Annotated in this window: 24 protein-coding genes, 1 tRNA gene and 1 pseudogene; 6 read left to right on the top strand and 20 right to left on the bottom strand. The window is 55.6% G+C overall.

All coding sequences use genetic code 11. The features are described from left to right. The 5 genes from cobJ to A4E33_RS03570 all read right to left on the bottom strand — a co-directional run. Window positions 1-783, bottom strand: a 783-nt coding sequence (gene cobJ, locus A4E33_RS03590) for a precorrin-3B C(17)-methyltransferase (RefSeq protein ID WP_292346317.1), incomplete at its 3' end; no start/stop codon positions are given. Continuing rightward, entirely contained in the window at window positions 767-1,639 is an 873-nt protein-coding gene (gene cbiG, locus A4E33_RS03585; RefSeq protein ID WP_292346316.1) for a cobalt-precorrin 5A hydrolase, read from the bottom strand. The genes cobJ and cbiG, both read right to left, overlap by 17 nt. Further along, on the bottom strand, window positions 1,636-2,370 hold the full coding sequence (locus A4E33_RS03580) for a cobalt-precorrin-4/precorrin-4 C(11)-methyltransferase (RefSeq protein WP_292346315.1): 735 nt from the start codon (window positions 2,368-2,370) through the stop codon (window positions 1,636-1,638). The genes cbiG and A4E33_RS03580 overlap by 4 nt, the downstream gene beginning before the upstream one ends. Then, on the bottom strand, window positions 2,357-2,962 hold the full coding sequence (locus A4E33_RS03575) for a cobalt-factor II C(20)-methyltransferase (RefSeq protein ID WP_292346314.1): 606 nt from the start codon (window positions 2,960-2,962) through the stop codon (window positions 2,357-2,359). Before A4E33_RS03575 ends, A4E33_RS03580 begins: the two co-directional genes overlap by 14 nt. After that, window positions 2,953-3,495 (bottom strand): methyltransferase domain-containing protein, encoded by a 543-nt coding sequence (locus A4E33_RS03570; protein WP_292346313.1) that lies wholly within the window; start codon window positions 3,493-3,495, stop codon window positions 2,953-2,955. Before A4E33_RS03570 ends, A4E33_RS03575 begins: the two co-directional genes overlap by 10 nt. 91 nt (window positions 3,496-3,586) lie before the next feature. Here A4E33_RS03570 and A4E33_RS03565 point away from each other — a divergent pair, with 91 nt between their 5' ends. After that, window positions 3,587-4,822, top strand: coding sequence for a tyrosine-type recombinase/integrase (locus A4E33_RS03565; RefSeq protein ID WP_292346312.1), 1,236 nt, complete (start codon window positions 3,587-3,589; stop codon window positions 4,820-4,822). A 266-nt stretch (window positions 4,823-5,088) separates the two neighbouring features. Here A4E33_RS03565 and A4E33_RS03560 read toward each other — a convergent pair whose 3' ends face one another. The 11 genes from A4E33_RS03560 to A4E33_RS03510 all read right to left on the bottom strand — a co-directional run bounded on the left by A4E33_RS03560 (window position 5,089) and on the right by A4E33_RS03510 (window position 14,355). Then, window positions 5,089-5,364 (bottom strand): hypothetical protein, encoded by a 276-nt coding sequence (locus A4E33_RS03560; protein ID WP_292346311.1) that lies wholly within the window; start codon window positions 5,362-5,364, stop codon window positions 5,089-5,091. Window positions 5,365-5,366: 2 nt separating this feature from the next. Continuing rightward, window positions 5,367-5,654 (bottom strand): hypothetical protein, encoded by a 288-nt coding sequence (locus tag A4E33_RS03555; RefSeq protein WP_292346310.1) that lies wholly within the window; start codon window positions 5,652-5,654, stop codon window positions 5,367-5,369. Further along, window positions 5,651-5,908: a hypothetical protein gene (locus A4E33_RS03550; protein WP_292346309.1), complete on the bottom strand. Its 258-nt coding sequence runs from the start codon at window positions 5,906-5,908 to the stop codon at window positions 5,651-5,653. Before A4E33_RS03550 ends, A4E33_RS03555 begins: the two co-directional genes overlap by 4 nt. Continuing rightward, the gene (locus A4E33_RS03545) at window positions 5,905-9,582 is read right to left on the bottom strand and encodes a hypothetical protein (protein ID WP_292346308.1); all 3,678 of its coding nucleotides are present in this window, start codon (window positions 9,580-9,582) and stop codon (window positions 5,905-5,907) included. The genes A4E33_RS03550 and A4E33_RS03545 overlap by 4 nt, the downstream gene beginning before the upstream one ends. 1 nt (window position 9,583) lies before the next feature. Next, window positions 9,584-10,009, bottom strand: a complete 426-nt coding sequence (locus A4E33_RS03540; RefSeq protein ID WP_292346307.1) for a hypothetical protein — start codon at window positions 10,007-10,009, stop codon at window positions 9,584-9,586. 173 nt (window positions 10,010-10,182) lie between these two features. After that, on the bottom strand, window positions 10,183-10,767 hold the full coding sequence (locus tag A4E33_RS03535) for a hypothetical protein (protein ID WP_292346306.1): 585 nt from the start codon (window positions 10,765-10,767) through the stop codon (window positions 10,183-10,185). 670 nt (window positions 10,768-11,437) lie between these two features. Further along, window positions 11,438-13,210, bottom strand: coding sequence for a hypothetical protein (locus A4E33_RS03530; RefSeq protein WP_292346305.1), 1,773 nt, complete (start codon window positions 13,208-13,210; stop codon window positions 11,438-11,440). Beyond that, window positions 13,210-13,593 (bottom strand): hypothetical protein, encoded by a 384-nt coding sequence (locus tag A4E33_RS03525; protein ID WP_292346304.1) that lies wholly within the window; start codon window positions 13,591-13,593, stop codon window positions 13,210-13,212. Before A4E33_RS03525 ends, A4E33_RS03530 begins: the two co-directional genes overlap by 1 nt. Next, window positions 13,590-13,886 (bottom strand): hypothetical protein, encoded by a 297-nt coding sequence (locus A4E33_RS03520; RefSeq protein ID WP_292346303.1) that lies wholly within the window; start codon window positions 13,884-13,886, stop codon window positions 13,590-13,592. Before A4E33_RS03520 ends, A4E33_RS03525 begins: the two co-directional genes overlap by 4 nt. Next, entirely contained in the window at window positions 13,883-14,134 is a 252-nt protein-coding gene (locus A4E33_RS03515) for a hypothetical protein (RefSeq protein WP_292346302.1), read from the bottom strand. The genes A4E33_RS03520 and A4E33_RS03515 overlap by 4 nt, the downstream gene beginning before the upstream one ends. Beyond that, window positions 14,131-14,355 carry a type II toxin-antitoxin system CcdA family antitoxin gene (locus A4E33_RS03510; protein ID WP_292346301.1) on the bottom strand — a complete coding sequence of 75 codons (225 nt, stop codon included), beginning with the start codon at window positions 14,353-14,355 and terminating at the stop codon, window positions 14,131-14,133. Before A4E33_RS03510 ends, A4E33_RS03515 begins: the two co-directional genes overlap by 4 nt. A 570-nt stretch (window positions 14,356-14,925) precedes the next feature. On the opposite strand from A4E33_RS03510, the gene A4E33_RS03505 reads away from it, so the two are divergent. Next, on the top strand, window positions 14,926-15,618 hold the full coding sequence (locus A4E33_RS03505; protein WP_292346300.1) for a TIGR00266 family protein: 693 nt from the start codon (window positions 14,926-14,928) through the stop codon (window positions 15,616-15,618). A 165-nt stretch (window positions 15,619-15,783) separates the two neighbouring features. Here A4E33_RS03505 and A4E33_RS03500 read toward each other — a convergent pair whose 3' ends face one another. Beyond that, on the bottom strand, window positions 15,784-16,497 hold the full coding sequence (locus A4E33_RS03500; RefSeq protein ID WP_292346299.1) for a hypothetical protein: 714 nt from the start codon (window positions 16,495-16,497) through the stop codon (window positions 15,784-15,786). A 970-nt stretch (window positions 16,498-17,467) separates the two neighbouring features. Between A4E33_RS03500 and A4E33_RS03495 the strand changes: the two genes are divergently transcribed. Further along, window positions 17,468-17,794: a hypothetical protein gene (locus A4E33_RS03495; RefSeq protein ID WP_292346298.1), complete on the top strand. Its 327-nt coding sequence runs from the start codon at window positions 17,468-17,470 to the stop codon at window positions 17,792-17,794. Between the two features lie 3 nt (window positions 17,795-17,797). On the opposite strand, the pseudogene A4E33_RS03490 reads toward A4E33_RS03495, so the two are convergent. Together A4E33_RS03490 and A4E33_RS03485 are read right to left on the bottom strand one after the other, a co-directional pair. Continuing rightward, a pseudogene (locus tag A4E33_RS03490) lies at window positions 17,798-19,009 on the bottom strand (TraB/GumN family protein); the annotation flags it as partial. Between the two features lie 99 nt (window positions 19,010-19,108). Continuing rightward, window positions 19,109-20,602, bottom strand: a complete 1,494-nt coding sequence (locus tag A4E33_RS03485; RefSeq protein ID WP_292346297.1) for a TrkH family potassium uptake protein — start codon at window positions 20,600-20,602, stop codon at window positions 19,109-19,111. 107 nt (window positions 20,603-20,709) lie between these two features. Here A4E33_RS03485 and A4E33_RS03480 point away from each other — a divergent pair, with 107 nt between their 5' ends. From A4E33_RS03480 to A4E33_RS03470, 3 genes are all read left to right on the top strand, one after another. Continuing rightward, the gene (locus tag A4E33_RS03480; RefSeq protein ID WP_292346296.1) at window positions 20,710-21,720 is read left to right on the top strand and encodes an AI-2E family transporter; all 1,011 of its coding nucleotides are present in this window, start codon (window positions 20,710-20,712) and stop codon (window positions 21,718-21,720) included. Between the two features lie 102 nt (window positions 21,721-21,822). After that, window positions 21,823-23,637 carry a KUP/HAK/KT family potassium transporter gene (locus tag A4E33_RS03475; protein WP_292346295.1) on the top strand — a complete coding sequence of 605 codons (1,815 nt, stop codon included), beginning with the start codon at window positions 21,823-21,825 and terminating at the stop codon, window positions 23,635-23,637. A gap of 115 nt (window positions 23,638-23,752) precedes the next feature. Beyond that, window positions 23,753-23,837: transfer RNA gene (locus A4E33_RS03470), tRNA-Leu, on the top strand. A 47-nt stretch (window positions 23,838-23,884) separates the two neighbouring features. Here A4E33_RS03470 and A4E33_RS03465 read toward each other — a convergent pair. Next, window positions 23,885-24,289 (bottom strand): type IV pilin, encoded by a 405-nt coding sequence (locus tag A4E33_RS03465; RefSeq protein ID WP_292346294.1) that lies wholly within the window; start codon window positions 24,287-24,289, stop codon window positions 23,885-23,887. Between the last annotated feature and the right edge of the window lie 289 nt (window positions 24,290-24,578).

The following is a 24,578-nucleotide window of genomic DNA, read 5'->3' as shown; positions in this document are numbered from 1 at the left end:
ATAAACGTACTTGCGGTGGTATCCCCGCGGCGTGATGATTCCTTTGACATCGTCTCCCCTCCTCCAGATCCTGCTCTCGCTCCCGCCAATGATTACCGTAGTATGCATATCAACATCCTTGTAATGTCCTTCGATCTCTGCCAGTGTCGTGATGATGGTATTCTCGTCATCCCGGAGGGCATTCTGCACGATGGCGACCGGTGCAGTACCGGGAAGGTATTTCCGGGCATGGTCCACGGCAATGGCAAAATTATGCGGCCGGCCCCTGCTCCGCGGGTTGTACAGAACAACCGGGATGCCTGCGGAGAAGAATGCATCCAGCCGCTTCTCGATAATCTCCAGCGGAGTAAGGAGATCGGAAAGGCTGATTACGGCAAAGTCCCCGGAAAGAGGCGAGCCTGCCCGCGATGCAGCGGCATTGGCTGCAGTCACCCCCGGGATGATCTCCACGTCAATCGTTTCAGCGGAATGTTCAAGGACCTCAAGAACGATGCTTGCCATGCCGTATACACCTGCATCGCCTCCTGACACGATCGCGACGTTGCGGGTCCGGGCAAGGTCAACCGCCTCCTGTGCCCGCTCAACCTCTTTTCCCATGGAACCGGAGATGACCTTCTTGCCATCAAGAAGGGGTTTGAGGGGCTCGAGATAACTTGAATGACCGATAACAACATCGGAAGCAGCGATCACCTTGAGCGCCCGGACCGTCATGTACTCCCGTTTTCCCGGGCCAAGGCCGACAATGGCGAGGCTCCCCTTCCCTATTTCAGCGTGCGATGGCAACCGTGACTCTCCCGTACACTTTCTTTTCCATGATGAGCTCTTTATACCTCGACGTTGCAAGTGCGCAGGGCGCTGCAACGCCAAGGAGACCGATCTTCGATGCCCGCGACGGCCCGGTTCCGGTCTGTGCGTTTATGGTTTCATCGTCAAGGAATATTAAATTGCCAGACAGGGCACCGACCGCGGCGACCAGTCCTGTTTCGTGCAGTTTTTTATCGGTCGTGGCATAGATAAACACGTCAGATATGGAAATACCGTTTTCGGACAATGCCGAAAGGACGGCCTGTTTGATCTCTTCCTCTCCGGTACCTTTCCGGCACCCGATCCCGATCGAGTATGTGCCTCTCCTCACAAGGATGGATACATCGGGGCCCGCAATGACCATGGACGGTCCCCCGATGGAATGGATCGGCAGATCCCGTTCAAGAAGTGCTGCATTCACGGACCGGGTGGAATCGCGGTTGATAACATCCGTGCCGGTCCGATCCGCGACCGACTCGACCGAGTCCCTGCCCCGCGATTCTGTAGCTGTCGTGATGACTGGTATAAGACCCAGGCCGGTGAGCTCCTTAACAAGGTCATTGGCACCGTGATGCCCCCCGAGGACCGGCACCGCATACCGGAAATCCGGGCTGATGACAACGACCGCTGGATCCGTCCACTTGTCACGTATCAGCGGTGCAATTTTCCGGACAACAATCCCCATCGACATCAGCGCAACAATCCGTTTTCTGCTCCGGAATGCCTCCGGGAAAATTTCCGGAGTAAATTCTGCAACTTCTGCACCAAGAAACGACGCGACCTTCCCGGCATCTGCCAGGAAATACGGGAGTGCAATGACAACTGTGTCGGTCATGAGTAAAGATGCGATCGCTTGTACCCGGAGCGGGTACCCTGGACAGCCCTGCCGACAATGAGAAGGGCCGAACGGGTGATACCTGCATCCTTTGCTTTCTGTGCAATGTCTGCAACCGTTCCCGTGATCACCTGCTGGTCAGGCCAGGAGGCGTGGAAGACCACGGCTGCGGGAGTGTCGGGAGGGCAGCTCAGTTTTTTTGTTATATCAGAGAAATGATCGCTGCCAAGGAAGAAGGCCATGGTTGCAGGGAACTGCGAGAGCCCGGCAATGTGATCTGCTTCGAGTGTCTTTCCTGCCGGACGGGTGACGATCAGGGTCTCTGATACGCCCCTGGGCGTATATTCAGTGGTGAGTGCTGCTGCTGCGGCAAATACCGATGATACGCCCGGGACGATGCGGACGGCAATACCCCGTTTCTCGAGATCCGCGATCTGTTCGACGATCGAACCATAGAGTGCCGGATCCCCGGAGTGAAGCCGGACCACGGTCTTTCCCTTCGCTGTCCGGTCCGCCATGAGGTTCACGATCTCGTCAAGGTGCATGCCCCAGCTGTCCACTTTCTCGGGAGCGGGGCTCGATGCAACGAGAGCGGGATTGACCAGCGATCCGGCATACAGGAGGACATCGGCCCGGTCAAGCAGGGCCCTTCCCCTGACCGTGATCAGATCCGGGTCGCCCGGGCCGGCACCTACGAACCAGACAACCTGCTCACGATCATTTCCGGGCATACATCACGCTCATGTAATCGCTTGTATCGGGAAGGTCGTTGTCCCGGTATACCTGCATGTCAGGGAAGAACATCCGCTCGACCAGCACGAACTGCCGGTACCCCTCGGACCGGAGCTGGTCTGCCCGTTCCTTCGGCCTGCGGACTTTCAGGAGGATTCGCGTGTCGGAGAGGGTTCCGTCAGAGACCATGAATCCCTCGTTGACCGGGATTCCTGCAGCTGCCGCGAATGCCGTGATGGAGCTGATGCCGGGTTCGGTCCGGTATTCGATGCCCGGGCAGGTCTTCTCGATGACCGCACAGAGCCGCGAGAAGGTCGAGAAGAAGTTCGGGTCCCCCAGAATCCCGAAGACTGCCAGCCCGTCTTCGGCAACCGGCACAATCTTTTTTGCATTCTCTTCGAGACACTGCTGGATCTGCTTCTCGTCGTCCGTCATCGGGAAATCGAGCACCACCGGTTCGCGGTACGGGGCGACAAGGTCCCGGGCGATCCTTCCCGGGACAAAGACAGCATCTGCCTCATTGAGGAGGCGGACGGCGCGAAGGGTCAGGAGTTCCGGGTTTCCCGGTCCGAGACCGAGGCCTATGAGCATGCAGCACCCCGGGCAACAATGATGAATACAGGATCGATTGGCCGGAACATGATACTGCCGCCAATATCGTGCGATCGCGAGACCTGCACCTGCACGACCTCGGTAAAGACCCCGAGTTCCTTCAGGGATGCCACTGCACATTCGAGCGTGCTCACCATAACCGCGTTGATGACGATGGTCCGGCGCACGTTCTTTACCAGCACCGGAAGTATCTCCGCAATGTTCTTTGTCCCGCCAAGAAATGCACAGTCATAGATCCGGCCGCTCTTCAGGAACTCTGATGCATCAGTACAGGAATAACCGATGTTGGAGACACCGGCCTTCCGGGCGGTCAGTGTTGCCGTTGCTATTGCCTCCGGTCGCCGGTCAACCGCATACAGCATCTTTGCCTGTTTTGCCATAGCAACCGAGACCCTGCCGGTGCCGCAGCCGATCTCGAGGACCGTGTCAGCCGGGCACAGTCCGAGTTTGAACAGGGAGACCGCCATGATTTCGTCCTGGGTCGGACCGCCGGGAAGGTGTGACTCTGGCATCTGCACAATTTTGGTTGTGTTAAGGTATTAATGCTTGTTTCACAAAACTAATAGCGGGAAACTTTATGTTTTAACCCATCCATTATCTTGTATGTCACCACAAGCACCAGAAACACAACAGGACACTGACCCTCCTATCAGCATGTTCTTAGAACGGTATCGAAAAGCAACGGGATATATCTACCGTTGCGGGGTTCTTGAATTTCTGGATTTCATCAACGGAAAGCGGATGCGGGGATTCAATTGCACGACGGATGAATTTCAGCAGTATGAGCAATTCGCCCGGGACTACCTGACCGGCAAACGGGACAAAGCGCGGGATTTCTTCTTATTTGTAAAAAAGATGGATGAGAAGAAGGTCGCACCCAAGACGGCGCACACCCGGTACATCGCTGTCCGTGAGTGGATGAAGTTCCACGATATCGTGATCCCCGATAAAATCCGTGACGATGCAAAGCGGTTGAAACCGAAAGGCGGCAGGCGTACGAACTTTGAATACTTCGATCGCAAGACCATAGGGGAAATACTCGCACACGGAGACGCCCGGTTTCGTGCTTTCGTTCTGGTCCTTGCATCCAGCGGGATCCGGCTGGGGGAAGCCCTTAACCTGAAATGGCGGGATCTCAACATCCCCGACCGGCTAAAGTATCCGGAGCGCCCTGCATCGCTGTTCATCGCAGAGAGCAAGACCGGCAATTCCCGTAAGGTCTACATCAGCCGGGAGGCCGAGGCCGCGCTGGATGAGTGGCGGAAGGTTATTCCGAAGTATCGGGCGGTCGCTGAGAAGAAAGCCCGGAACCTTGGAAAGGAGGCAAGCCACGATAAAGACGCGATGTTCCCGATCAGCGAAACCGTGGTCTATGAATTATGGGATGGGGTTCTTCGAGATGCAGGATTAATGAATAAAGATGAGAGAACAAACCGGACCCGGCTTAACATCCACCGGCTCAGGAACTTCTTTTCTGTTCAGGTCGCCTCCGTGAATAAGGATGTTGCTGAGATGTTGATGGGGCACAGTGACCAGTACGGCGGGGCATATACCGGACGCCCTGATGCTGAGATCGAGGAGGTATACCGGCAGGCCGAACCGCTCCTCTCAATATCCGGAGCAACCGGGAGATCCGCCGAAATAGAAGAGCTCCGCCGGGAGAATGCCGATCTTCGTCAGAAGATGGAAGATATCGGGCCGGTGCAGGACGATATCCGCACACTCCGGGAAGAAAACCAGAAGCTCAAAACAATGATGGACGGGCTCTTTGTACAACTCGCACACATGGCAGATATCGCAGATCCGACCGGCAAGCTCAAGCCCGACCGGAAAAAGTAAGTGGATACACACATTTTTTACAAAGACCCGGATCGGGATTTTCCAAAGTTTCCAAAGTCCCGCTTTCTACTATTGTCCCGCCCGGTCCGGTGCGGTCCCGGCCCGGTGCCCGCTGCGGCTGCTTGCGAGATTTCGATCTGATGGGTGATTGTGCGATCGGACCTGAGAAACGGCCACAGAATCGTTATATGAGGCTTTGTTATCGCGGGTCTTTTCCTATCTGCATATGCAGGAAGGAAACGGGAGGGTTCTAGGAAGGAAAAGGATCAGAAATCGCTCTCGCCCGTACTGTAACTCGTGCGTTTGATCGTTGTCAGATATAACTGAACGAAAAGGCCGATTTCTATCAGCACGATCATTCCGTAGAATGTTGCAAACGAGTGCATGACGGGGACCGCCGAGAGAAGACCTTTCGGCTGACTCGCTACCCAGACTGCAAGCCAGTCAAGGATCGTTCCTGCTGTGAATGTCACTACGATGAGGATCACCGTATTGATGATCAGGAAAAACGCGCTCCCAAAAAATTCGTTAAAACTTGCCATTTTTACACCTCACCCGATTGATCTCTGATGCATTCCGTCCAATAGTTTATGCCCGCCGCCAGCAGGATCATGATCGCCATCGACGGGAACGCGACCATACAGAGTAGATTCATCGTTGTGAGCCGGTCCTGACTCATCGGCAGACCGGGCGATCCGATCATGGCGTTGTTCGTGAAATTGATCCAGTCTACGACCGGCGCAACCAGTATGATCACGATCGCGCTGACGACGAACACTAGGAAAAGCCCTGCGAGTCCGCCGGCGCTCGCCTCTTCCGTGTTGATTCTCATCGTGTTTTCCTCCCGACCATCCACAGAACGGCGATCAGGGCAAGCGCCAGAGTGATGAGGACCGCCGGGATCATGTAGTTGGGCGCCTGCTGTATCATCGGTGATATGTAGTTCTGCGATTGATTGAACGTCGATGACTCGTTGAGATACGCCTCAGCGTTCGGAGGATTTGAAAGGAGCCCGGCGACTATCGCCGTTCCCGCAACAAGAAGTAGCAGGAGGACCAGAAACAGGAAAATCGGGCTCCGGCTCATCGGCGTGCCCTCCTATGCTTTTTCTTCCGGGCCGGTGCCGCCCTCTTCGGGGAGCCGAAGAGTACGGCCGTGAGCCGCCCGAACGCCGGCCGGAACAATTCGGTGTATCTCCTATACCGCTGCCGCCGGAGATCCCCGCCGCCCCCGCCGAGTGAGGGAAGGAAGGGAGGTAATTCTATCGGGACCGGGAATAAAGGTGGGGAATGGGGGGACCGTGGGGTTTTTGATGTCGGATATTTCGCGGTATATGGTAGGGAATATTTTGGGAGTCCTACGAGCGATGAGCTCTTATATATCGCACTTGACAGACGGGCGCTTGTCATTGCACTAGATAGTGCACGGTATGTAGTAGCGGATTTTGAGATACTTTTTTGGGGCTGGAGGTACAGTTCACTGTATGTCAATGCGCTGGACGCACCCACGATGGAGCTGGAAAATCTGGTTCTTGAGGATGCTTCGGAGAATGGTCTATTCGAAGAGCGAATGGCTCGGGTATCACCAGAGCGGGCAAGCGAGCCAGAACCTTGAATTTGGCTTTTGGTGGAAAGTATTCCACTTCGAGAGAATATCCCATATCCCGTACTAAGTGCGGAAGCTGCTGTGAGAGAATATCCCCCGATCTTTGCTGATGGCCGGTAGTAGTCCGGCATTACCCGCGATGCAGGTGTTTTAGCGTTCTTCGATGATCCGATCACATCGTACCCGATCGATCGTTGTTCGACGATTGGGATACGGGTTCCCCCGAAGTGAGATTTTCCGAATCCTCCGATCTTCGTGTAATATTTTCTACCGGTGATCTCCACTATTGAAAAGTCCGGGATTACGGCTTCATACTCTGCTTTCAGGAGAGGCATATACCCCTGACCGGCGGGAACGGATCGGGATCTCTTTGCAACCCATTCATTCAGACGTGTCCAATCGCCGCCGAAAGTGGTTTTCCGTATGGATTTTGGAACGCTTTCCAATCCCTGTACAATCGTTGAATACGCCGTTGGCGTCTTGAATGGAAGTTCAAATCCAACCATCTGCGGTTTGTTTCCAACCTTCAGGAAGTATGATTCCAGAATTGGCGCGTTATAAATTCCACGGACTTCCGATCCCCCAGACGTTTCAAGGATATAGGATTCTCCGATGGAGACTCCCCTTGTTCTTGACGAACTTTCCAAAGCGTTCCAAAGGGTTATCTCACCTGCCCGGGCGTTGGGGAGCCGTGCTATGGGGTGTCCTCCGCGCCCATGCAGGTAAGGCACCGCCAGATCTCCCTCTGCCATCGTCTTTGGAGTGGGATAGAGGATCCCTTCCTTGAATGACTTCGCGAGCAATTTGCCAGATTGGATCGGGTTCAGGGGATATCGGCCTTCAGGTCCGTATCCGATGGTTTCCAGTGGTACATACTCCTTGCCAGCAGTCCTAGCAAGTCCAATCCCTTTCTGTGTGAGGATTCCACCAGCCCGGAAGAGTCCGTATGTTCCGATGAGCGCAGTACTGAACTTGACTGGATCCTGTACAAAAGAATCAACAGTCATGGCACCGCCGGCGGCGGCAAGGCCCGGGAAGTTCCAAATGGTCTTAGCGGTCCGCTCTCCCCCGACAATTGACATACCGATCGTTTCGGGAATGGCACCGGGAACGGATATGAAACCCAGAGCAGCGGACTGGATGATCCCTTTCCCGATTGACTTTTCAACCGGGGCAACAAGCCCTTCCCGGTATGCTTTCCCGATGGTCAGGAGAGGGGAAGCGATCCCATAGGTCGCCATCTTCTCATTTGGTTCGGCCCCTACAAACTCAGCGGCTAATGACTTATATCGCATTTCCGCAACGTCGATCGGTGAGCGCGCCACGGAAAGACCCGCATACTCAGAATCCAGCGAGAGTTTCTGAGATAAAAGGGCGTTATATCCATCTGTTGTAGGAGAGAGGGAATACTTTGAGAGATCTTTCTCATACTGGAGTACCCGCTCATTGTATCCCGCTGCCATTTTTTTATATGACGGAGAGATGACTGATGCGGCAAACTCGTATTCCTTCATCGCTCCGAAGACCCCCCCACCTTTCGCAATATTGGAAAGGATCGGTGCCTTCGTGACGAATCCCTGTATCCCCTCTATTGTTTGGGGATTGACCCGCCGGCCCGCCTCATAGAATCCGCCGAGGATCGGGATTCCTGCGATTCCCTTCTGGATCTCTCCGAACCAAGACATTTGGCGGGGTGTTGCGGTGGGTGCGCTGCCTGATTGTATATCCCCGCCCGACACCGCCGGCGCTGGTTTCGATACGTTGGCGAACGGCGCATCTGCCGCCTTGATCATGTTCGCGCATCCCGCCACGATTTTTGATCCGACAAGCCGGCCGTTTCTGCCGAGGTTTTCCGCGCCTTTCACCGAAAGGATATCGCCGAACGCGAGTGGCCGGGCACTGAGAACGAGCCGGGGAGATTCTGTACGAGGACCAAGCCCCGTGAAATCGTTCCGCACTCCGAACGCCGGGAAGTACGCGGGCATCTGTGAAGACACCCCAAACGCGGGAGCACTCTCTCCGGATTTTGTACCCTTATCCATGAAGAAAATCGGTTGTGTGCTTTCCCCGACACTCCAAGGGATGTTGGCACCAGGGAGATCCGCTTTACCCCGGTTTACCGCCAGAGGATCGAGGTATCGGGCAAGGTTCCATCCTGCCCGGTTTTCGCGGTTCTCATATGTGATGCCGCCGAGCGTGCGGCCGTCGCTGAACTGAACAACCCCGCCGTATGCTTCGCTGCCGAGCCTAGCGAGGTAGTCACGAATATCATATTGCCCGGCGTTTCCACCGGCAACGATCCGGAGAACTTCCTCACCTGTGAGTCTGCTTTCCGCAAGCTCCGGGGCTGCTACGGTCGGAGTGACAAGCCCGGCCACTCCCTCCTGCACACGACCACGACCATACACGGCCGGGGTTGCGGCCGCAAACCCGAACATTCCGGACTGTCCGGCGTTCCGACCTGCACCCCCGAAGAGGATAAACGGTTCTAACGCACCGGTATCCGGATTGCGAGCCATCCGCTGCGCGCCGGCTTCGTTCCGTCCGAGCCGTTCATAGTACGCAAGCTCGCCGCTCTCACTGACTCCGACCTTCACGTTTTCGAGTTGCTGTTGTGCGTATCGTCCTTCCGGCGTATAGAAGCGACGGACCACACCATTCGCTGCATCAACTGGATTGTAGTAATCAAGGGCTTTGTTTTTTTGAGGGCGTGAAAAGAACCTGTCCTGTTCCGCTTTTTGCTCGGCGATGGCAGATCTGACTGCACCGGGGTTTGTGATTGGATTGAAAAACCTGTCCTGCTCGGCTTTCCGCTCGGCGATATCGGCGCGAACTACATCGGGTGATATTATCGAGGGTTGTTTTGGGGTTGGGGTGTCTGGTGTACTTCCGATGCCTCTCCCGGTCATCCCCCCAACAACCCGCCGGGCTTCCTGCATGGCCTGATATCCATACGAGCCTCCAAGCGCATCGTAATACTTCTGCTGGACTTGTACTTGACCCCCAGAACTTGTATTCAGTGGGACGCGTGCAGTACTCCCGGGACTCTCCCCAAGAGACAGGGATTGGTTTTTGTACATGTTACCGTAAATGTCGGTCGAATATGGCTTTGTCGTTGTCGCGCCCGTCCGAGCGTCGCGGTAATATTCAGGCATTTCACACCCCGAAAAAGGCGTCTTGTTCGGCTTTCCTTTCGGCAATATCTTCGACGATCATGGCTTCCCATGCTGCGAGCTGCACACTGCTATTGTCCAACCTTTCTGCATATGCAGAAAGATTCCCGCTCTCGTTATCTGCGACGGCGAGCGGGGCGGCCGGGCTGTCGTTGATGCAGGCGCAACAGAGCGTGACGATCGGATCGCCGCTCTCGCCGGCCTGCTCCGTGCAGGCGCTCACGCACATCGCCACGGCGAGAAACACCAGCGCGAGCCCGACGTATGCGCTCAGCTCCTTGACGCTCATGTGCTCGCGCTCGCTCATCGCCGCCTCACCGCCTTCCTCCGCCGGCGCCGGGGTGCCTGCGCGTATCTGAAGGAGCAGCAGCGCGGGCATTTCACGGGGTGCGGCGTTCTTGGGAGCCAAGTATATCCGCATCGCTTACATCGGCAGGATTTCATCATCATGATGGAGTGGATTTTGGAGATATTTAGACGTTTGCACGGATTTACTGCCTGCATATGCAGATTGGACGGCCTAGAACGTTCTGATTATGATTATCATCATTATAATCAATCAGAATAGGGAAAGGAAGAGGGTTAGGGGTTTTCTGGCGGTAGCCCAAGGTTAGGCAGGATGCTGTCGATGTTCGGCGCGGTCCCGTCTGGGATCGGTTCGCGGACCCAATATTCGATCACCGCCGATCGAACGACGATCCATCGGATTGAGTCCGGCGGCAAACCATCCGGCGGTAGCGGGAGGTAGATCCCCTGACGGTTCAGATAAACCCGGTCCTCTCCGTAGAGGTGAGAGATCCATTTCCCATACACGACGATGAACGGGGACGGCTTTTTTTTCGGCCGGTGCCTGCCGAGTTTCCAAATTATCGCCGATACGGTGGACTGCGCCAAAGATCCGGTCCGGATCTCCTCCGGTATGTCCTCCCATCTTACTGTGGTGGGTGCGCTCTCGCACAACCAACCGATCAAGCGGTCCGCATCGGCGAGGAGAGGGGAGATTTCGTCAGAGTGATGCTCGATCGTGATCTTCTCAGTCCGAGTGACGGGAGCGCTTTTTGGCTTTTTTGGGACATCGGAATTTTTCACGAACTCTACCATTTTTTTCTGATAATCATCTGAAAAAAACGAATTCGGCAAAAATTCGCGCTCGCCGGTAGGGGTCATAATAGGGGATCACCCCCCCGGGGGGGGTCATAATTCAAACCAAAAATCGGCCAGAAAAAAATTTTTTTTCGGACTTGGCTTCGGTCGCCGCTGCTCATGCTTGTGGTCATGAGTGTCGCTCCTGCGCTGGTTCGCATCCAAAATGTCTGTGGATATCTAATGCTGACTGCGTGGCGAACGTTTTCCAGCAGCGATCACAGTATGGCAGGCTCAAATCTATGATGAGATGGCATCGCCGGCACCGGATCTTACCTACGGACCTGTATGGGATGCGCTCGCCACACGTATGCCGCCGCCTCCACCCGGTCACAGGGTCCGATACCGGGATCTCTTCCTCATGGGTGGGTGCCCGGTTGGATGCACGGGCCTTCTGCCGCTTGGACTTGGTAGTTGTGCTGCGACTCATTGTGCACCCCCCTCCCCCCACTGATGAGGATGAGTATCATCTTCATTAACAGATGCGGGAAATTTCCGATCTGCATATGAAGGTAGATTCCCCCGGGGGGTTATGGGGGGGTTATGTGTTTTGTGATCTACGACGGTGCGGGGGGTTAGGGGGGTTTGCCCGTGGCCCCCGGCCCTGTACTGTACAAGGGGTATGATTTTTGCGCTGGAGTCCCGGAGGAGGCATAACCCCCCTAACCCCCCGGTCAGGCGTAAAAATATCATTTCAATAACCCCCCTGATCTTTCTGCATATGCAGTTTCCAAGTGGCGACACCATGAGACTCATCCCCCCTCCCAAAGACCAGCCCGCTCACAAAATGCCGGCCGTTCTGTTTTGCCAGCGCCCGGCCGAGCACCCGGGAAAAACTCTTTTTCCCGTGCAGGGCATCTGAAAGGAAGTCCGGCAGACAGTCCGCGAGCCGGTCTGATCCGGATGCTACATTGAGCGAGTCCTCCTCACGCATCATCTGAGCTTGGAGGTCCGCCACTGTGATCGGCCGCGAGTGCCATATCTCATACCAGCGCGAGAAGAACGCCTCCCACTGCCGGCTCTCCTCATCGACGCTATCATACATGCTTTCCAAGTTCCAAAGGAACTCCGGAAGTCCGGCATGTTCACAGATCCCTCCGATGGTGTCCCGCCATCGCTCAAACCCTCCTACCTTCGGCACCGCTGCGCTCGGCGTCGGCCGCCCGGCAAGTACCCATGATCGAACGATGGTAAGGATAGCGGAGAGGATCCGGCTCCTGTTTTCCAGCACCCACCTCTCCAAGTGCGGGTGCCTCCACTGTTTCTCCCGCTGCCACGGCCGGGCGCTATTGCTCCGCATGTATGCCATGTAGCACCTTCGTCCGAGATCGCCGCCGAGCTGGATATTGTTGCCGGTGGTGATCCACGTCATCGTGTGCCGATATGATACCGTCCGGGATCTACCGAGCTCCCGATCCTCCCACTGCCGGGCAGTCAGGACCGCTGCGAGGCTAGGCGCCCGGATCCTATCTTCGACGTTATCAATCAGGGCGAGTGTCCGGCCGGTACTGAGCAGGGCGGTGATCCGCTTTCGCCACTCTTCGTCATGGTCCGGAGCGGTGACGATCGACGCGGGCTTGCCTGTAACTACCAGCGATATACAGGACGTGACCAGCCCGGCGCCGGTGCCGGCTTGATTTTTTGAGAGGATGAACATCGGCACCAGCCCGTCTATCGTCGGCCGTATAGCGGCGCTGATCAGTGTGGCGATCGTGTTGGTCCGGCTTGCCTCGTCGGTAAACGGGAAATCGCAGAAGATTTCCCGGAGGAGATCCACCGCTGCCCGAACATCCGCTTTCGTCGGATGGTCCGGGATCTGCGGGCTCATAAACCCCGGCGGCGGCGCGTAATAGAAACCTGTTGCGGGATCGTATCCCTGATCCTCTCGTATCGATCCGTCCATGAGATTGATCGTCGGACATTCGGCTATCCCCGTGATGGGGTGGATAGTTTCCCCCCACTGCGGGGAATTCAGGATATCAAGGATCACTTCTTTCGGCGGCGGGATCGGTTTCTCTTCCAGCCCGCCCCGGATCATCTGCACGGTATCGCAACACCTCTCTATGATTCCGCGCAGGGCCGGCTCGTTGAGCTCTTCAATATACGGGATCCCGTCCCGCGTATATCCTACCCGGCAGAGGTTCCGGCCCCGAACGAATACGAACGGGGGATCGTTCACGTCGGCGAGCGCATCAAGGGCGGTGAGTGTCTGGTCCCGGAGCCGACCCGGTACGACGATCTTCCATTCCCTGTAGGGATCCTTAACCGGCACGGTTCCTTCTGCGATGTGCGGCGGCTCGGCCGGGATGAGTATATACATCCCAAGGTAGAGGAGACACGCATCCATTGTATCGGCGTCGATCTTCTCATCGGCATTTTCGATGTAGAAGATCAGGTGCTCCGGTGAGATCTCGGCCTGCTCAATCTCCGGCGCTGCTGCTGCCGGTGCCGCGTCCGTGTCCGTCATCAGGTTCTCCCGCGCAGATACCCCCGGACGGTGATCCGTGTCGGGATCTGGCAATTCGTATTCTGGCAATCTGACTGCTCGGTGAGCCCGGGAACGATATCGGCGGGCAGTGGGATCACAGATGGCATCCCGCACTTCGGGCAGGTCCACATGATACGGTGAGTGGTGATATACCCGTCCGCGATCCGGAGGAACGGCTTCACAGCCGGCGGTTTCCACGGCCCGGGATTCGTCCGGAATTTCGGCAGCGTGTGGCCGCCGGACCGGCTGGTAGCAGCGTATAACTTTTTCAGGGCGGTATATTCAATCAAATCGATCTCGCCAGCTTCGTATTTTCGGTCGATCGTTCGCAGATCAATTGGGATGAAGGAGTCATATCTCATGTCTCGCCCCTCCCGCACGGATCCCGGAAGGTCGAGCCGAACACCAGTCCTCTGCGCTGGCCGATCTCCTGCCCCCGGATCTCGGGTGTCTCTTCCGGGTGCTTGTCTTCCTCCTCCTCGTTCAGGGCAAAAAGCGATTGAACCAAACTGAATAAGCACGTCTCAAACGAGGAGCACTCCTCTTCGATACAAACAGGCGGCGGGTAGTGCCCGACACGCGGAGCACACAGGCGGCCATGCAGGAGCCCCTTGTATTTCTCCGGCACTTTGGGCGGATCTTCGATGACGCTCACGGCAGCCTCCCCCGTCGGAGAAATAAGTTATAATCATTAGAGAATCGCCAATACATCTCCGGATCCATCTCGCGGCTGATGGCTACCATAGCCTCAGCGCGATCGACGGGTTCCAGCCGGGCGAGTTCCTTGATACAACTACGGTACTGCCCCTGAGTCAGTGGCTCGCCGCCGGTCAGGGCGTCGACGATCTTCCGGGCCCGGGGGCTGATAGAAAGGTCTTTCCCGTCAGAAATAGATACTATCATACGACGTGCTCACCTCGCATATCATCGTGGGTTCCGTCAGTTGTCTGGGCGGTCTGCTTGGCGGTAGTCGCCCCGGCAACATCTTTTTTCTGCTCCATCCTCGATACGGCATCCTTTATCGCCTTCCGGCAGACTTGGGACACATTGAGCCCGACGGCATGCGCCTTCTTTCGGAGCGCCGGCGGGATCCTTACTGTTGTCATCTGCGGTTCTCTGCTCATCGTTCCACTCCTATATACTCCTCCGTATTGCTCTCGACTATAAAAAGGGCTCCCTTATTGCGGCTCAATACGCTGCCCGTTTGCCATTCTGCGCGTGTGGAGAGGAGTTCCGATGATTATAACCGCTATAAATCCACATACGATGATTATCATCGACGTGAAAGCGCGCAGAATCGATCCAGCGGATCCCGCGATTATCCGGACCGTGCCGCACCCCCCGGTCATAACGACCACCCCTTTCCGTTCTGCATATGCAGAAATATTTGCGGCCTTGTAATCTTCCAAAATTACAGGTTTAAAAAGAGAGGAAATATAATTCTGTTTTTTCTCAATGGATTGAGCCCGGAATCAGATTTTTTTGGATCTCTGTCGTAAAAACGCGCTCTGTCTTAACAAAATATGTCCGCTATACGTTATTGTTAATGCTTGTTTTATCGACGAAAACTGACGGCGGTACCTGCATGGATATACCTGATTACGGGGTACAGCATGATTCCGCGTGGTATCCCTGAAGGACATAAAGCCCGCAACGCATTTCTCCTCACCTGCCGAAAACCGGTACGGAAAACCATGAAGTACGAGATCATTGGCGACAACCAGCAGATGGCAAAGATAGATCTGCAGCCGGGCGAGGGGATATTTGCCGAGGCAGGATCCATGGTGAACATGAGCGGAAACATGGGAATGGAAGCCCAGCTCAAGGGAGGCCTTATTGCCGGCCTGAAACGTGCCGTAACCGGCGAAAGCCTCTTCCTTACCCGGTTTACACCTGCAGGCGGGGCCGGTTTTGTCTCATTTGCCGGGACGATGACCGGCAGGATCTTCCCGGTCAGGATCTCGGCGGGAAAAGATTTCATCGCCCAGAAGAGTTCGTTCCTCTGCTGCGAGGAACCCGTCACCCTTGACATCGCGTTCACGAAAAAACTCAGGGCAGGCCTGCTCGGGGGCGAGGGATTCATCCTCCAGCGGATGACCGGTGACGGTACAGCCTTCCTCCACTGCTGCGGGGATATCATCGAGCTGGACCTGAAGGACGGGGAGGTCGTCAAGGTGCAGACGGGCCTTGTCGTGGGATTCGAGGACACCGTAAGCTACGATATCGCGCTCGCGGGCGGGATAACGACTGCTCTCTTCGGGGGCGAAGGACTGTTCGTAACAACGCTGACCGGCCCGGGAAAGGTCGTTCTCCAGTCCATGGATATTGCCAGGATTGCTGCCACCATCACCCCGTACATCCTGATACCGCAGCGGGACGGGAAATAACAACACTGTTTTGAGGCTCTGGAGAAATCCATTCCTATGACACATTCAGTGGAATTGCGAGGATGACCCACTCACTTACCGGGGGAGGCATCCCGCGACAGACTCCGGGTGCCCACAACTCAATCCAAATCTGACACCATACTTCTGGAGGAAATCTCCGAAGCCTTATTTTGATCGTCTGCTTTTCCAGCCAAGCTTTGCGAGAAGTGCAGCAGTCTCATCCTGTGCCTTCTCCCTGGGCCCCCGCGGCTGGACAACGAGCGTGATGGCATCTTTCAGGAGCACGCTGTTGTCCTTCCCCCTGCAGAGCGGGTAATCCCCGTTGAAACGGCGGAGAGCTTTTGCGAACGCACCGATGATCTTCTTCCGGTCACGGAGCTGGGTCTTTTTCAGGTTCATCAGGTGCTCAAAGATGGAGATATCGATGAGCGTGCTTGCCATCCACCCGATCTCGCACGTATAGCCGAAGATCCACGCAATGGAAGAGTTCTTTGTCGTGGATATGAAGTCGTTGATATTGTTGCCAACGCTGCAGGAACCGATCAGGACGCCCTCGATGTTCGAGTAGTTCCCCGCATCCTTGACCGCCTTGAACATGGCAGGGATCTTCATACCGGTCCGGGATTTCAGCCCTCCGATACGCTTCCCGGTCCCGTGGGCTGCGATATAGAGGAAGAGACGGTCCTCGCGGGTGTTGGTCAGGTCGTCCTCGAGCGCCCTCCGGAATCCGGTCTTCTCGTAAAAGTTCGCATAATAGATATTGAAGTCCCCGCTGTAACTCTCGAGTCCTTCGAGAAACGAGAGTACCGACGGGCGTTTCGGGTTCTGCTCCGGTGTCCACCAGAGCCCTTCGATCACAAGGAGTGCTGAGCCGGACATGCCATCACGCGGATTTATTTCCTACCTTTATGAGAGTCCGGACATGTGATAAACCTTGTTCCGGCAGATGGAGACCTGCAGTATGATGAATGTATACATTGGCTCTGAAGAACCGGGCATGAACTGATTGTGTTCACACACGTACAGTGGAAGTCACTTCGTTCTGATCCTTACCGGATTCATGGCCGTATCAATCGCGAAAAGATGGTGTCTGTAATGGTCCCGATTACCGGGTATGTACTTGACTGACTAAGAGCGTACTTAACAACTTTTTTCCATCTCCGGCGTGAGTGATCCGGCCAGTCAATCGGATCCCGATTGAAAAATTGCGGGCGGGAGCTGAGGGGTCGGTTGAAAATTTTTTTCCGGAGATCGATTTACCGTAAAAAAATGTTGGGGGACTAAATGGATTATGGTAAAACCCCGCGTAAGGCCCCGGTAAGGCAAGTCAGAGCTGGAGCAGGTCCTGTAAAAACAGTCATTGAAGGCACCCGCATGAGCGTGATACAAATTCTCTCCGTGAACTGGTTGAAGATTTGCTCTCTTCTCCTGTCTTAAATCGACGTTTTCCTCAATTCTCCGGCCAATCCTGACCGTTTGTTCTTCGCCGGCTCACTCCGGGGCATCAGGTCCGGCAGGAATGAGGTGGCAAGAATCCTGAGAATCATCAGACCGAATGATAAAAAGAATCCACAGGACTCTTTGCCGGGCGAGACCTGACGAATATTTCGCCTGCGACACAGGATTGATTTGCATACGCCATCAGGCCCCGGGAAATCGAATCCCGCAGTCATGAGAATTGAGAGAGCCGGGTATTTGAACGGCAGGTACCCGCGGTCTCATCGCAACAGGATCCAGGATCCCTGTAAAATTGTATCCGGAGCATATAAATCGGATAAGGAATGAGCCTGTACATCCACCAGTTCCATACTGGCAGAGACTGCCAGATTGGCTGCACCGTTGTGACGATATGCCCGACCCCGCTGATAATGATCAGAATACCCGGCCGCCACCGGATCCTGATGACGGGTTCCGGACAGAACTGCCGGTTAACCTGACTCTCGAGAACCTCATCGACCTGACCGGCGAGATGGAGCACCTTAACGAACTTGTGATGCTCAGTCTTGAAAAGAGCGGGGGATTCACCTGCAACGAGGCCTATTTTTCCTGCGTCCAGCCAACACTCGATCTGCTGGAGGTCGAGATTCGTATCCGGTACCAGCCCGGGATGAGCAGAAACGAGATGAAACTCATCATCCAGGACTGGATTGACGGCGAGATCCGTGAACTCCAGTAACAGTCAGAACAGCCCCGCCGCCCATGCACTCATGTTGTTGATCCCGTTCGTTATGACAACACCCGGGTCGATGCCGAGCACCGGGAATACGAAGATGAAATACAGGATCGTGCCAAGCAGGCTGCCAAGGTTCCCGAGCGCGGCAACAAGGACCACCTTGAACAGCGGGATCTGCGCCATCTCCCGGATCGATTCGGTTTCGTAGATCTTCCGAAAATCGGTCAGGGGTGGTTTCCGTACGCGGGCCTCGACATACGCCCCGAGCCAGCCGGCATGCAGCATCGGGTTGAGGGAGGTCATCCATGCAACACAGAAACAGGTGAGCGCCGAGTACGGGTGACCTCCGGCGAACAGAACGAAGAGACCGGAGAGGACGCCGTGGATGATGACCCAGAACAGGAATGCCTCAAAGAGGACACCCAGCCCCACCCCGGAAAACCAGATCGCAGCAAGCAGGAAGAGAAAGAGGCCCGTAACCGCGAACCCGAAGATCTTCCCCCACGGCAGCGACCGCGGCTCGCCGACAAGCGTATCGAACGGGGGAAGGGTTGCGGGGTTATCGAGGTAGCCGGAGATGCCCTGCCGGTGGCCTGCACCGACCACTGCAAGAATCCTTCCCTCCGGCCGCTGGGCCTTCAGGAGCACGAGCTGGTGCGCGATGAACGCGTCGCGCTCATCGATGAGCGCGCGGGCTCCGTTGGGCGAGAACTTCCGGAACTCCTCCATGACAACATCGATGACGTCCTGCTGCTTGAGCGACTCGATATCGATCTCCTGCCCGCTGTCAATCTCGGCGATCGATATGACCAGCGCCCAGAACATCCTGATCTTCTCGATGAAACCGAGCGAGTTCCAGAACCGCAGGAGCGTGACCCGGATGTCCCTGTCAACAAGGGCAACGGGGATATTCCGTTTCTCGGCCTCCTCGATTGCCGCTTTCATCTCCGCCCCGGGTTCGACACCCACGTCGAGCCCGATCTTGCGCTGGAGATAGGCGAGGAGCCACTGGACGAGCAGGGAATTGAAGTTCCTGACCTCGAGGACATCCCTGACAGAGGGATCGGCCGCTTTGCGTTTGAGCGCGTTCAACCGCGCCGGGTCCAGTTCGACCGCGACAACATCCGGGGTATATTCCCCAATCGCTGCACGGACCTCGTCCACACTCTGCTGCGAGACATGCGCTGTCCCGACAATCCGGATCTCTGCCATGGTCTTCCTATAATTCCATTCCTATTCGCCTTCAACACAGATTAAGGATGAGGTGGACAGGTCTCCCCTTCAGCCGCAAACCGTATCATGAGCCGATCTTCTGCATCACAGGTGCCCGGGCGGGGACGTGCCGGCAAGATCCTCCTGGATCCCCTTCACCATTCCCATCGCAATGATAACAACCGGGACAATCTCGAGCCTGCCAAGCCACATGAGGAGGGTGAAGAGCCATTTGATGGTTACCGGGCTTGCCGGCGTGATAAACCCGACGCTCAGGCCGACGTTGCTGAGCGCGGAGATCAGCTCGAACATGACCTCTTCCAGCCGGAACGCTGTGATGTACAGATGCAGGGTGACGATCGTGGCAAGAAAGATCGTCATGACATAAACGACGATGACGAGCAGATTCTTGGAGATTGCCAGTTCCGACATCTCTTTCGATACGGTCCTGCCGCCGAACCGGAGGGGAACGTTTACCCGGCTGCTCACGAAGAAGCGGCGGAACCACCACTTCCCCCCTTCGTATGCCATGAGGATGCGGTTGACCTTGACGCCCCCGGCCGCGCTGCCCATCGATCCTCCGATGAACATCATCATCGACACAATGGCAAGGGGGATGATTGCCCATGTATGGGGACTGGAATTCTGCAGCCCGCAGGTACAGAGGCCGGAGACTGCGGTGAATGTTCCCTGCCGGAATGCCTCGGCAGGCGCGATATTGCTGAAGATATAGAGATCGAGCGAGGTAATGAGGCTCCCGATGACAGCGATGAACAACAGGACGCGGAAGATGCGGTCCCGGAACATCTGGCCGACCCTCCCGTGATAGAGGAAAAAGAAGATCTTGAACGGGACTGCGCCTGCCAGCATAACCGGAATGAGGAGGAGTTCGAGCATCGGGTTGTTGTAATACTGGAGCCCGCCGGCATGAAGGGTGAATCCTCCCGTGGCGATGGCTGTCATCACCAGGTTAATGGAATCCCACAGCGGTATCCCTATGAGCATGATGAGGCCGGTGAATGCAAGGGTCAGGACGGTATAGATCATCCACATGCGGCGGCCTGACGATGTTGTGGCGGATACCAGTTCCTCCTCCCTGCCCTCGGCGCGGTACAGGCGGAAGAGCGAGAGCCGTGTCTTCCGGTGCAGGGACATGCCGAACGCGATGATCCCGATCCCCCCGACCCAGTGCATGAGCGAGCGCCAGAACAGGAGGGTTTTCGGTGTCGTGTCGAGTGAGGTTATCATCGAAAAACCCGTTCCGGTCCAGCCTGACATTGCCTCAAAGACAGCGTCGGAAAACGACATCCCGTGACCGTACACGAACGGCAGAGCGCCTATGAACGCGATGGCGAGCCACGCAAGGGCAACGGCACTTATCGTTATAGAGAACGAGGGCTCGACATCACGGTGCGGCAGGTGGGAGATGAAAAAACCAAGGAGAAGAAACGTGAGCGGTGCTGTCGCCATGGGCAGAAGGAGATCCCATTCCCAGAAAACAAACAGCACGAGGAACGGGAGGAGCGAAGCAATACCGAGGAACTCAAAGATGAGCCCCATGTCATGCGCGATCATGGCGATATGCTCGATTCGCGTCATCTGCTACCCATCCGGATTTGGAGGTTTATGGTGTTATGGGTATCGTTGCGGATGCGTAAGGATTACCCGCACCTTTTATCCCGACACGGGATAACATTTCTCTGTCCATGCGTGCGCTGAAAAATACGGACCTGCTGCCGTTTGCCGTCTTCGGCATTCTCATGCTCGTCGCGATCATGGTATTCTGGTCGGTGATGGACATGGTCCTTCTGGGCGGTTCGCTGGCCATCGTCCTGATACCCCTGCACCGCCGCCTCTCGGCCCGCGTCCGGCCGCTGTACTCCGCTGCTCTTATTACCGGTACTGTCCTTGCTGTATTCCTGGGCGCATGTTACCTGACACTCCTGCTCTTTTCGGCGAATGCCGGCACACTTTCCTCTATGTTCTCTGCAATCGGTTCCTGGCTTGATGACCCGTCCACAAACCCGCTGTCCTACGGGGTACCGTTCAGCAAGGAGACCCTCTCGTCCATGCTTGCACAGGGAAATGCCCTCTTTGTGGATTATGAAAAGACCCTGATTGCAAACCTTTCCCTGATCCTTTTCAAGATGTTTGTCTTCTTCTTCTCTCTCTCCGCGCTGCTCTATCACGGCGACTGGCTGAAAATGAAGTCCCTGTCCCGCATGCCCCCGGTCATCCGCGATTATATCACCCGGTTGTCTGATGTCACGGTCGATACCCTGTATGCCATCTACGTTGTCCAGGTCACCATCGCCGCTCTCACTTTCTTCATCGCCCTGCCGGTCTTTTATATCCTCGGGTATGGTAATATCCTGTTCTATTCATTCCTTGCCGCATTCTGCGAGCTCATCCCCATCCTCGGCTCGTCTTCAACCTTCGTACTGATCGGCGCGTACGCCCTTGCGCTGGGGGATACCCGGGGCGTATTTGTTGCGTTCTTTCTCGGGTACCTGATTGTGTCCTGTGTACCTGAGATTTATGTCCGGCCAGTTCTTGTCGGCAGGCGGGTGAAGATCAGCGCGTTCATTATGCTTATCGGGATCCTCGGCGGTATCTTCACCATGGGGCTGGCCGGGTTCGTCCTTGGTCCGGTGATGATGGTGCTCCTGATCAATGCTTTCCGTATCTATACCAGCGGGCGCAAGGAATGGCTGTAGCCTGTCTTTCTTCATGCGACCGTTCCTCAGGAACATACGCCCCGCCGCACCATCCCCAAAAGGAAACCATTATCCCTGTTTCTGATAACAGGTTATGAACAAATGCCGGGCACCAGATTCTCCATGCAGGGCGTTGTCAAGTCCATGGGACTTGTTTTCGGCGATATCGGCACGAGCCCCATCTATGCCCTCACGGCCATCTTTCTTTTAATCCAGCCAACCCCTGAGAACGTCATGGGGATTCTCTCGTTGATCTTCTGGACGCTCACCATCCTTGTCACGGTTGAATACACCTACCTTGCCATGCACATCGGGAAGAAAGGTGAGGGCGGCACCATCGTTCTCAAGGAGACACTGCTGCCCCTCCTCAAATCCGGCAACCAGGTTGCCCTGATCTCCTTCCTCGCAATCGTGGGGATCTCCCTTTTCATCGGCGATGGTGTCATCACTCCAGCCATCAGTATCCTCTCGGCGGTGGAAGGAATCCTTTTGATCCCCGGATTCGAACAGACACCCCAGACATTCCTGATGATGTTTGCCGGACTTATCGCCATCTGCCTCTTTTCGTTCCAGACGCGGGGAACGGAACGGGTTGCCTGGACGTTCGGCCCGGTCATGGTCCTGTGGTTCATCGCCCTTGGCGGATTCGGCCTGATTGCGCTTGCAGGGGCTCCGTCCGTCCTCGCTGCAGTGAATCCGCTGTTCGGCATCAATTATATCCTCGGACATGGTCTCGAGGGTTTCCTCATCCTTTCCTCGGTAATCCTCTGTGCAACGGGAAGCGAGGCCCTGTATGCCGATATGGGGCACCTGGGAAGGGAGCCGATCATCCACGCATGGGGACTCGTTTTCATTGCTCTTGCCCTGAACTATTTCGGGCAGGGGGCATTTGCCATGACCCATCCCGGTGCAAAAAACCTCCTTTTCGAGATGGTCCTGTCCGAAGCGCACCTGCTCTATATCCCGTTCCTCCTGCTGAGCATTGCTGCAACCGTCATCGCCTCGCAGGCAATGATATCCGGAATCTTCTCCATCGTATACCAGGCCATAACGACCCGTATCCTCCCGCTCCTCCGCATCGAGTATACCTCGCCCCAGCTCCGGTCCCAGATCTATATCGATGTCGTGAACTGGCTCCTGCTGTGTGCCGTCCTGCTTGTTATCGTCATCTTCCGGAGCTCAAACAACCTCACCCTTGCCTACGGCCTGGCCGTGGCAGGCGACATGGCCATCACCGGTACCATGATTACGCTCATCCTGATGTTCCGGGGCGAGATCATCAAAATGACCATGGCAGCCGGTATCCTCTGCGTGAACCTGATGTTCCTGCTCGCAACCTTCCACAAGATACCCTACGGGGGTTATATCTCGCTGCTTATCGCATTCATTCCCTTCTGCATCATCATGATCTTTGTCAGGGGGCAGGACAAGCTCGCAAAGGCGCTCCAGCCAATCCCCCTTGACGAGTTCCTGCCAAAGTTCAACGAGGTTTACCAGTCGGTCAACCGCATCTCCGGCACGGCACTCTTCTTTGCCCGCGATTTCCGCAGGCTCCCCCAGTATATCCCCCGCATCATGTTCACGAACAACATCGTTTATGACGATAATATCATCATCTCGATCATCCGGACCGAACAGCCGTTTGGCGTAACATGGGGCGTGACCCGCGAGATAACCAAAGGCCTCTCTATCTTCGAGATCTATCTGGGGTATATGGAGATTGTTGATATCGGCACCATTCTGAGAGAAGCAGAAATCGAAGAGAAGACCATCTTCTATGGCATGGAGGACATTGTCACGACCCACGTCATCTGGCGCATCTTCGCAGCGTTCAAACGTCTCTCCCCTTCCGTTGTGCAGTTCTACAAGCTTCCGTCCGACAAGATCCACGGCGTGGTTTCCCGGGTCGATATGTAGATCATTTCCCGCGATACCCTCTTATTACGGCCGGACAAAAATATTCTGAAGCGGCAGGTGGGACGGGACAACCCGGCGTACCCGGGCACCGACCCCTCCGCGGATCAGCTGTATCGCGTGGATATCCGAGTCCGGTCAAAGGAGCGGGATTTAGGGTCCCGTCGCGCAGGCGTTCGCAGGTTCAACTCCTGCTCCACGCATGGAAAAATGGTTTGGAGAAAAAGGTTTTTCCCGCTGTTCACGGGTCTTATACCCACGTATCCAAGACAACCTGATCGACATTGCCTTTGAAATGGCCCGTGACAACGATGCGGTCCCTGCCCGCAGTAATATTCTTTGCACCGGCGCCATTAATGGCATTGTAGACATCCCCAATCTTCGGACTCGTGATCGTCTGCCGCGTGGTTCCATCGGGCCACAGGATCGTGAGGGATTCAAGACTTGCATGGTCGGGTCCGCCCCGGTAGGTGAGATACATAATATTTGCACCGGGCTGGTCGGCCGTGATGACAACGGTGCGGGAAAGCGGGACCGTCTGGATCCACCCGAAGGCGTATGCCGCAATGATTGCGGCCATGATCACGGTAAGTGCAACTATCAGAATAACACCGATTACTTCGGAGACAGCGGATTCGTTTGCTTCAGTATGCATGGTATTCACTTTCGGGAGATTTATTAAGCACTGAATCACACTGTATGTACCACACTTGATTTTAATATTATATAAAATTTTGTTTTGGTTATCTTTGTTTTTACACAATTTTACAATAATTTCTTGGGTATTTTTTGAAATGCGGACACCATAGGAGTTTCTTTGGAATTGAATGAATATCTGTGGCAGACAAGACGGGAAAAGGGGGGATTCTAGGAATCACGATCTCTAGCTCCCAAGATGCATCCTGTCACAAAAAAACCGGTTGTGGAATGACGTACCGGGTTCT

Source organism: Methanoregula sp. PtaB.Bin085 (assembly GCF_002067035.1).
GTDB lineage: Archaea > Halobacteriota > Methanomicrobia > Methanomicrobiales > Methanospirillaceae > Methanoregula.
Note: the sequence above shows the minus strand (reverse complement) of the source record. Positions and strands in the feature narration are given on the sequence as shown.

Excerpts from the sequence above, each read along its gene's own strand:
- cbiG (WP_292346316.1), bottom strand. The coding sequence starts at position 1,639 with ATGACCGACACAGTTGTCATTGCACTCCCGTATTTCCTGGCAGATGCC.
- A4E33_RS03580 (WP_292346315.1), bottom strand. The coding sequence starts at position 2,370 with ATGCCCGGAAATGATCGTGAGCAGGTTGTCTGGTTCGTAGGTGCCGGC.
- A4E33_RS03575 (WP_292346314.1), bottom strand. The coding sequence starts at position 2,962 with ATGCTCATAGGCCTCGGTCTCGGACCGGGAAACCCGGAACTCCTGACC.
- A4E33_RS03570 (WP_292346313.1), bottom strand. The coding sequence starts at position 3,495 with ATGCCAGAGTCACACCTTCCCGGCGGTCCGACCCAGGACGAAATCATG.
- A4E33_RS03565 (WP_292346312.1), top strand. The coding sequence starts at position 3,587 with ATGTCACCACAAGCACCAGAAACACAACAGGACACTGACCCTCCTATC.
- A4E33_RS03560 (WP_292346311.1), bottom strand. The coding sequence starts at position 5,364 with ATGGCAAGTTTTAACGAATTTTTTGGGAGCGCGTTTTTCCTGATCATC.
- A4E33_RS03555 (WP_292346310.1), bottom strand. The coding sequence starts at position 5,654 with ATGAGAATCAACACGGAAGAGGCGAGCGCCGGCGGACTCGCAGGGCTT.
- A4E33_RS03550 (WP_292346309.1), bottom strand. The coding sequence starts at position 5,908 with ATGAGCCGGAGCCCGATTTTCCTGTTTCTGGTCCTCCTGCTACTTCTT.
- A4E33_RS03545 (WP_292346308.1), bottom strand. The coding sequence starts at position 9,582 with ATGCCTGAATATTACCGCGACGCTCGGACGGGCGCGACAACGACAAAG.
- A4E33_RS03535 (WP_292346306.1), bottom strand. The coding sequence starts at position 10,767 with ATGACCCCTACCGGCGAGCGCGAATTTTTGCCGAATTCGTTTTTTTCA.
- A4E33_RS03530 (WP_292346305.1), bottom strand. The coding sequence starts at position 13,210 with ATGACGGACACGGACGCGGCACCGGCAGCAGCAGCGCCGGAGATTGAG.
- A4E33_RS03525 (WP_292346304.1), bottom strand. The coding sequence starts at position 13,593 with ATGAGATATGACTCCTTCATCCCAATTGATCTGCGAACGATCGACCGA.
- A4E33_RS03515 (WP_292346302.1), bottom strand. The coding sequence starts at position 14,134 with ATGATAGTATCTATTTCTGACGGGAAAGACCTTTCTATCAGCCCCCGG.
- A4E33_RS03510 (WP_292346301.1), bottom strand. The coding sequence starts at position 14,355 with ATGAGCAGAGAACCGCAGATGACAACAGTAAGGATCCCGCCGGCGCTC.
- A4E33_RS03505 (WP_292346300.1), top strand. The coding sequence starts at position 14,926 with ATGAAGTACGAGATCATTGGCGACAACCAGCAGATGGCAAAGATAGAT.
- A4E33_RS03500 (WP_292346299.1), bottom strand. The coding sequence starts at position 16,497 with ATGTCCGGCTCAGCACTCCTTGTGATCGAAGGGCTCTGGTGGACACCG.
- A4E33_RS03495 (WP_292346298.1), top strand. The coding sequence starts at position 17,468 with ATGCCCGACCCCGCTGATAATGATCAGAATACCCGGCCGCCACCGGAT.
- A4E33_RS03485 (WP_292346297.1), bottom strand. The coding sequence starts at position 20,602 with ATGACGCGAATCGAGCATATCGCCATGATCGCGCATGACATGGGGCTC.
- A4E33_RS03480 (WP_292346296.1), top strand. The coding sequence starts at position 20,710 with ATGCGTGCGCTGAAAAATACGGACCTGCTGCCGTTTGCCGTCTTCGGC.
- A4E33_RS03475 (WP_292346295.1), top strand. The coding sequence starts at position 21,823 with ATGCCGGGCACCAGATTCTCCATGCAGGGCGTTGTCAAGTCCATGGGA.
- A4E33_RS03465 (WP_292346294.1), bottom strand. The coding sequence starts at position 24,289 with ATGCATACTGAAGCAAACGAATCCGCTGTCTCCGAAGTAATCGGTGTT.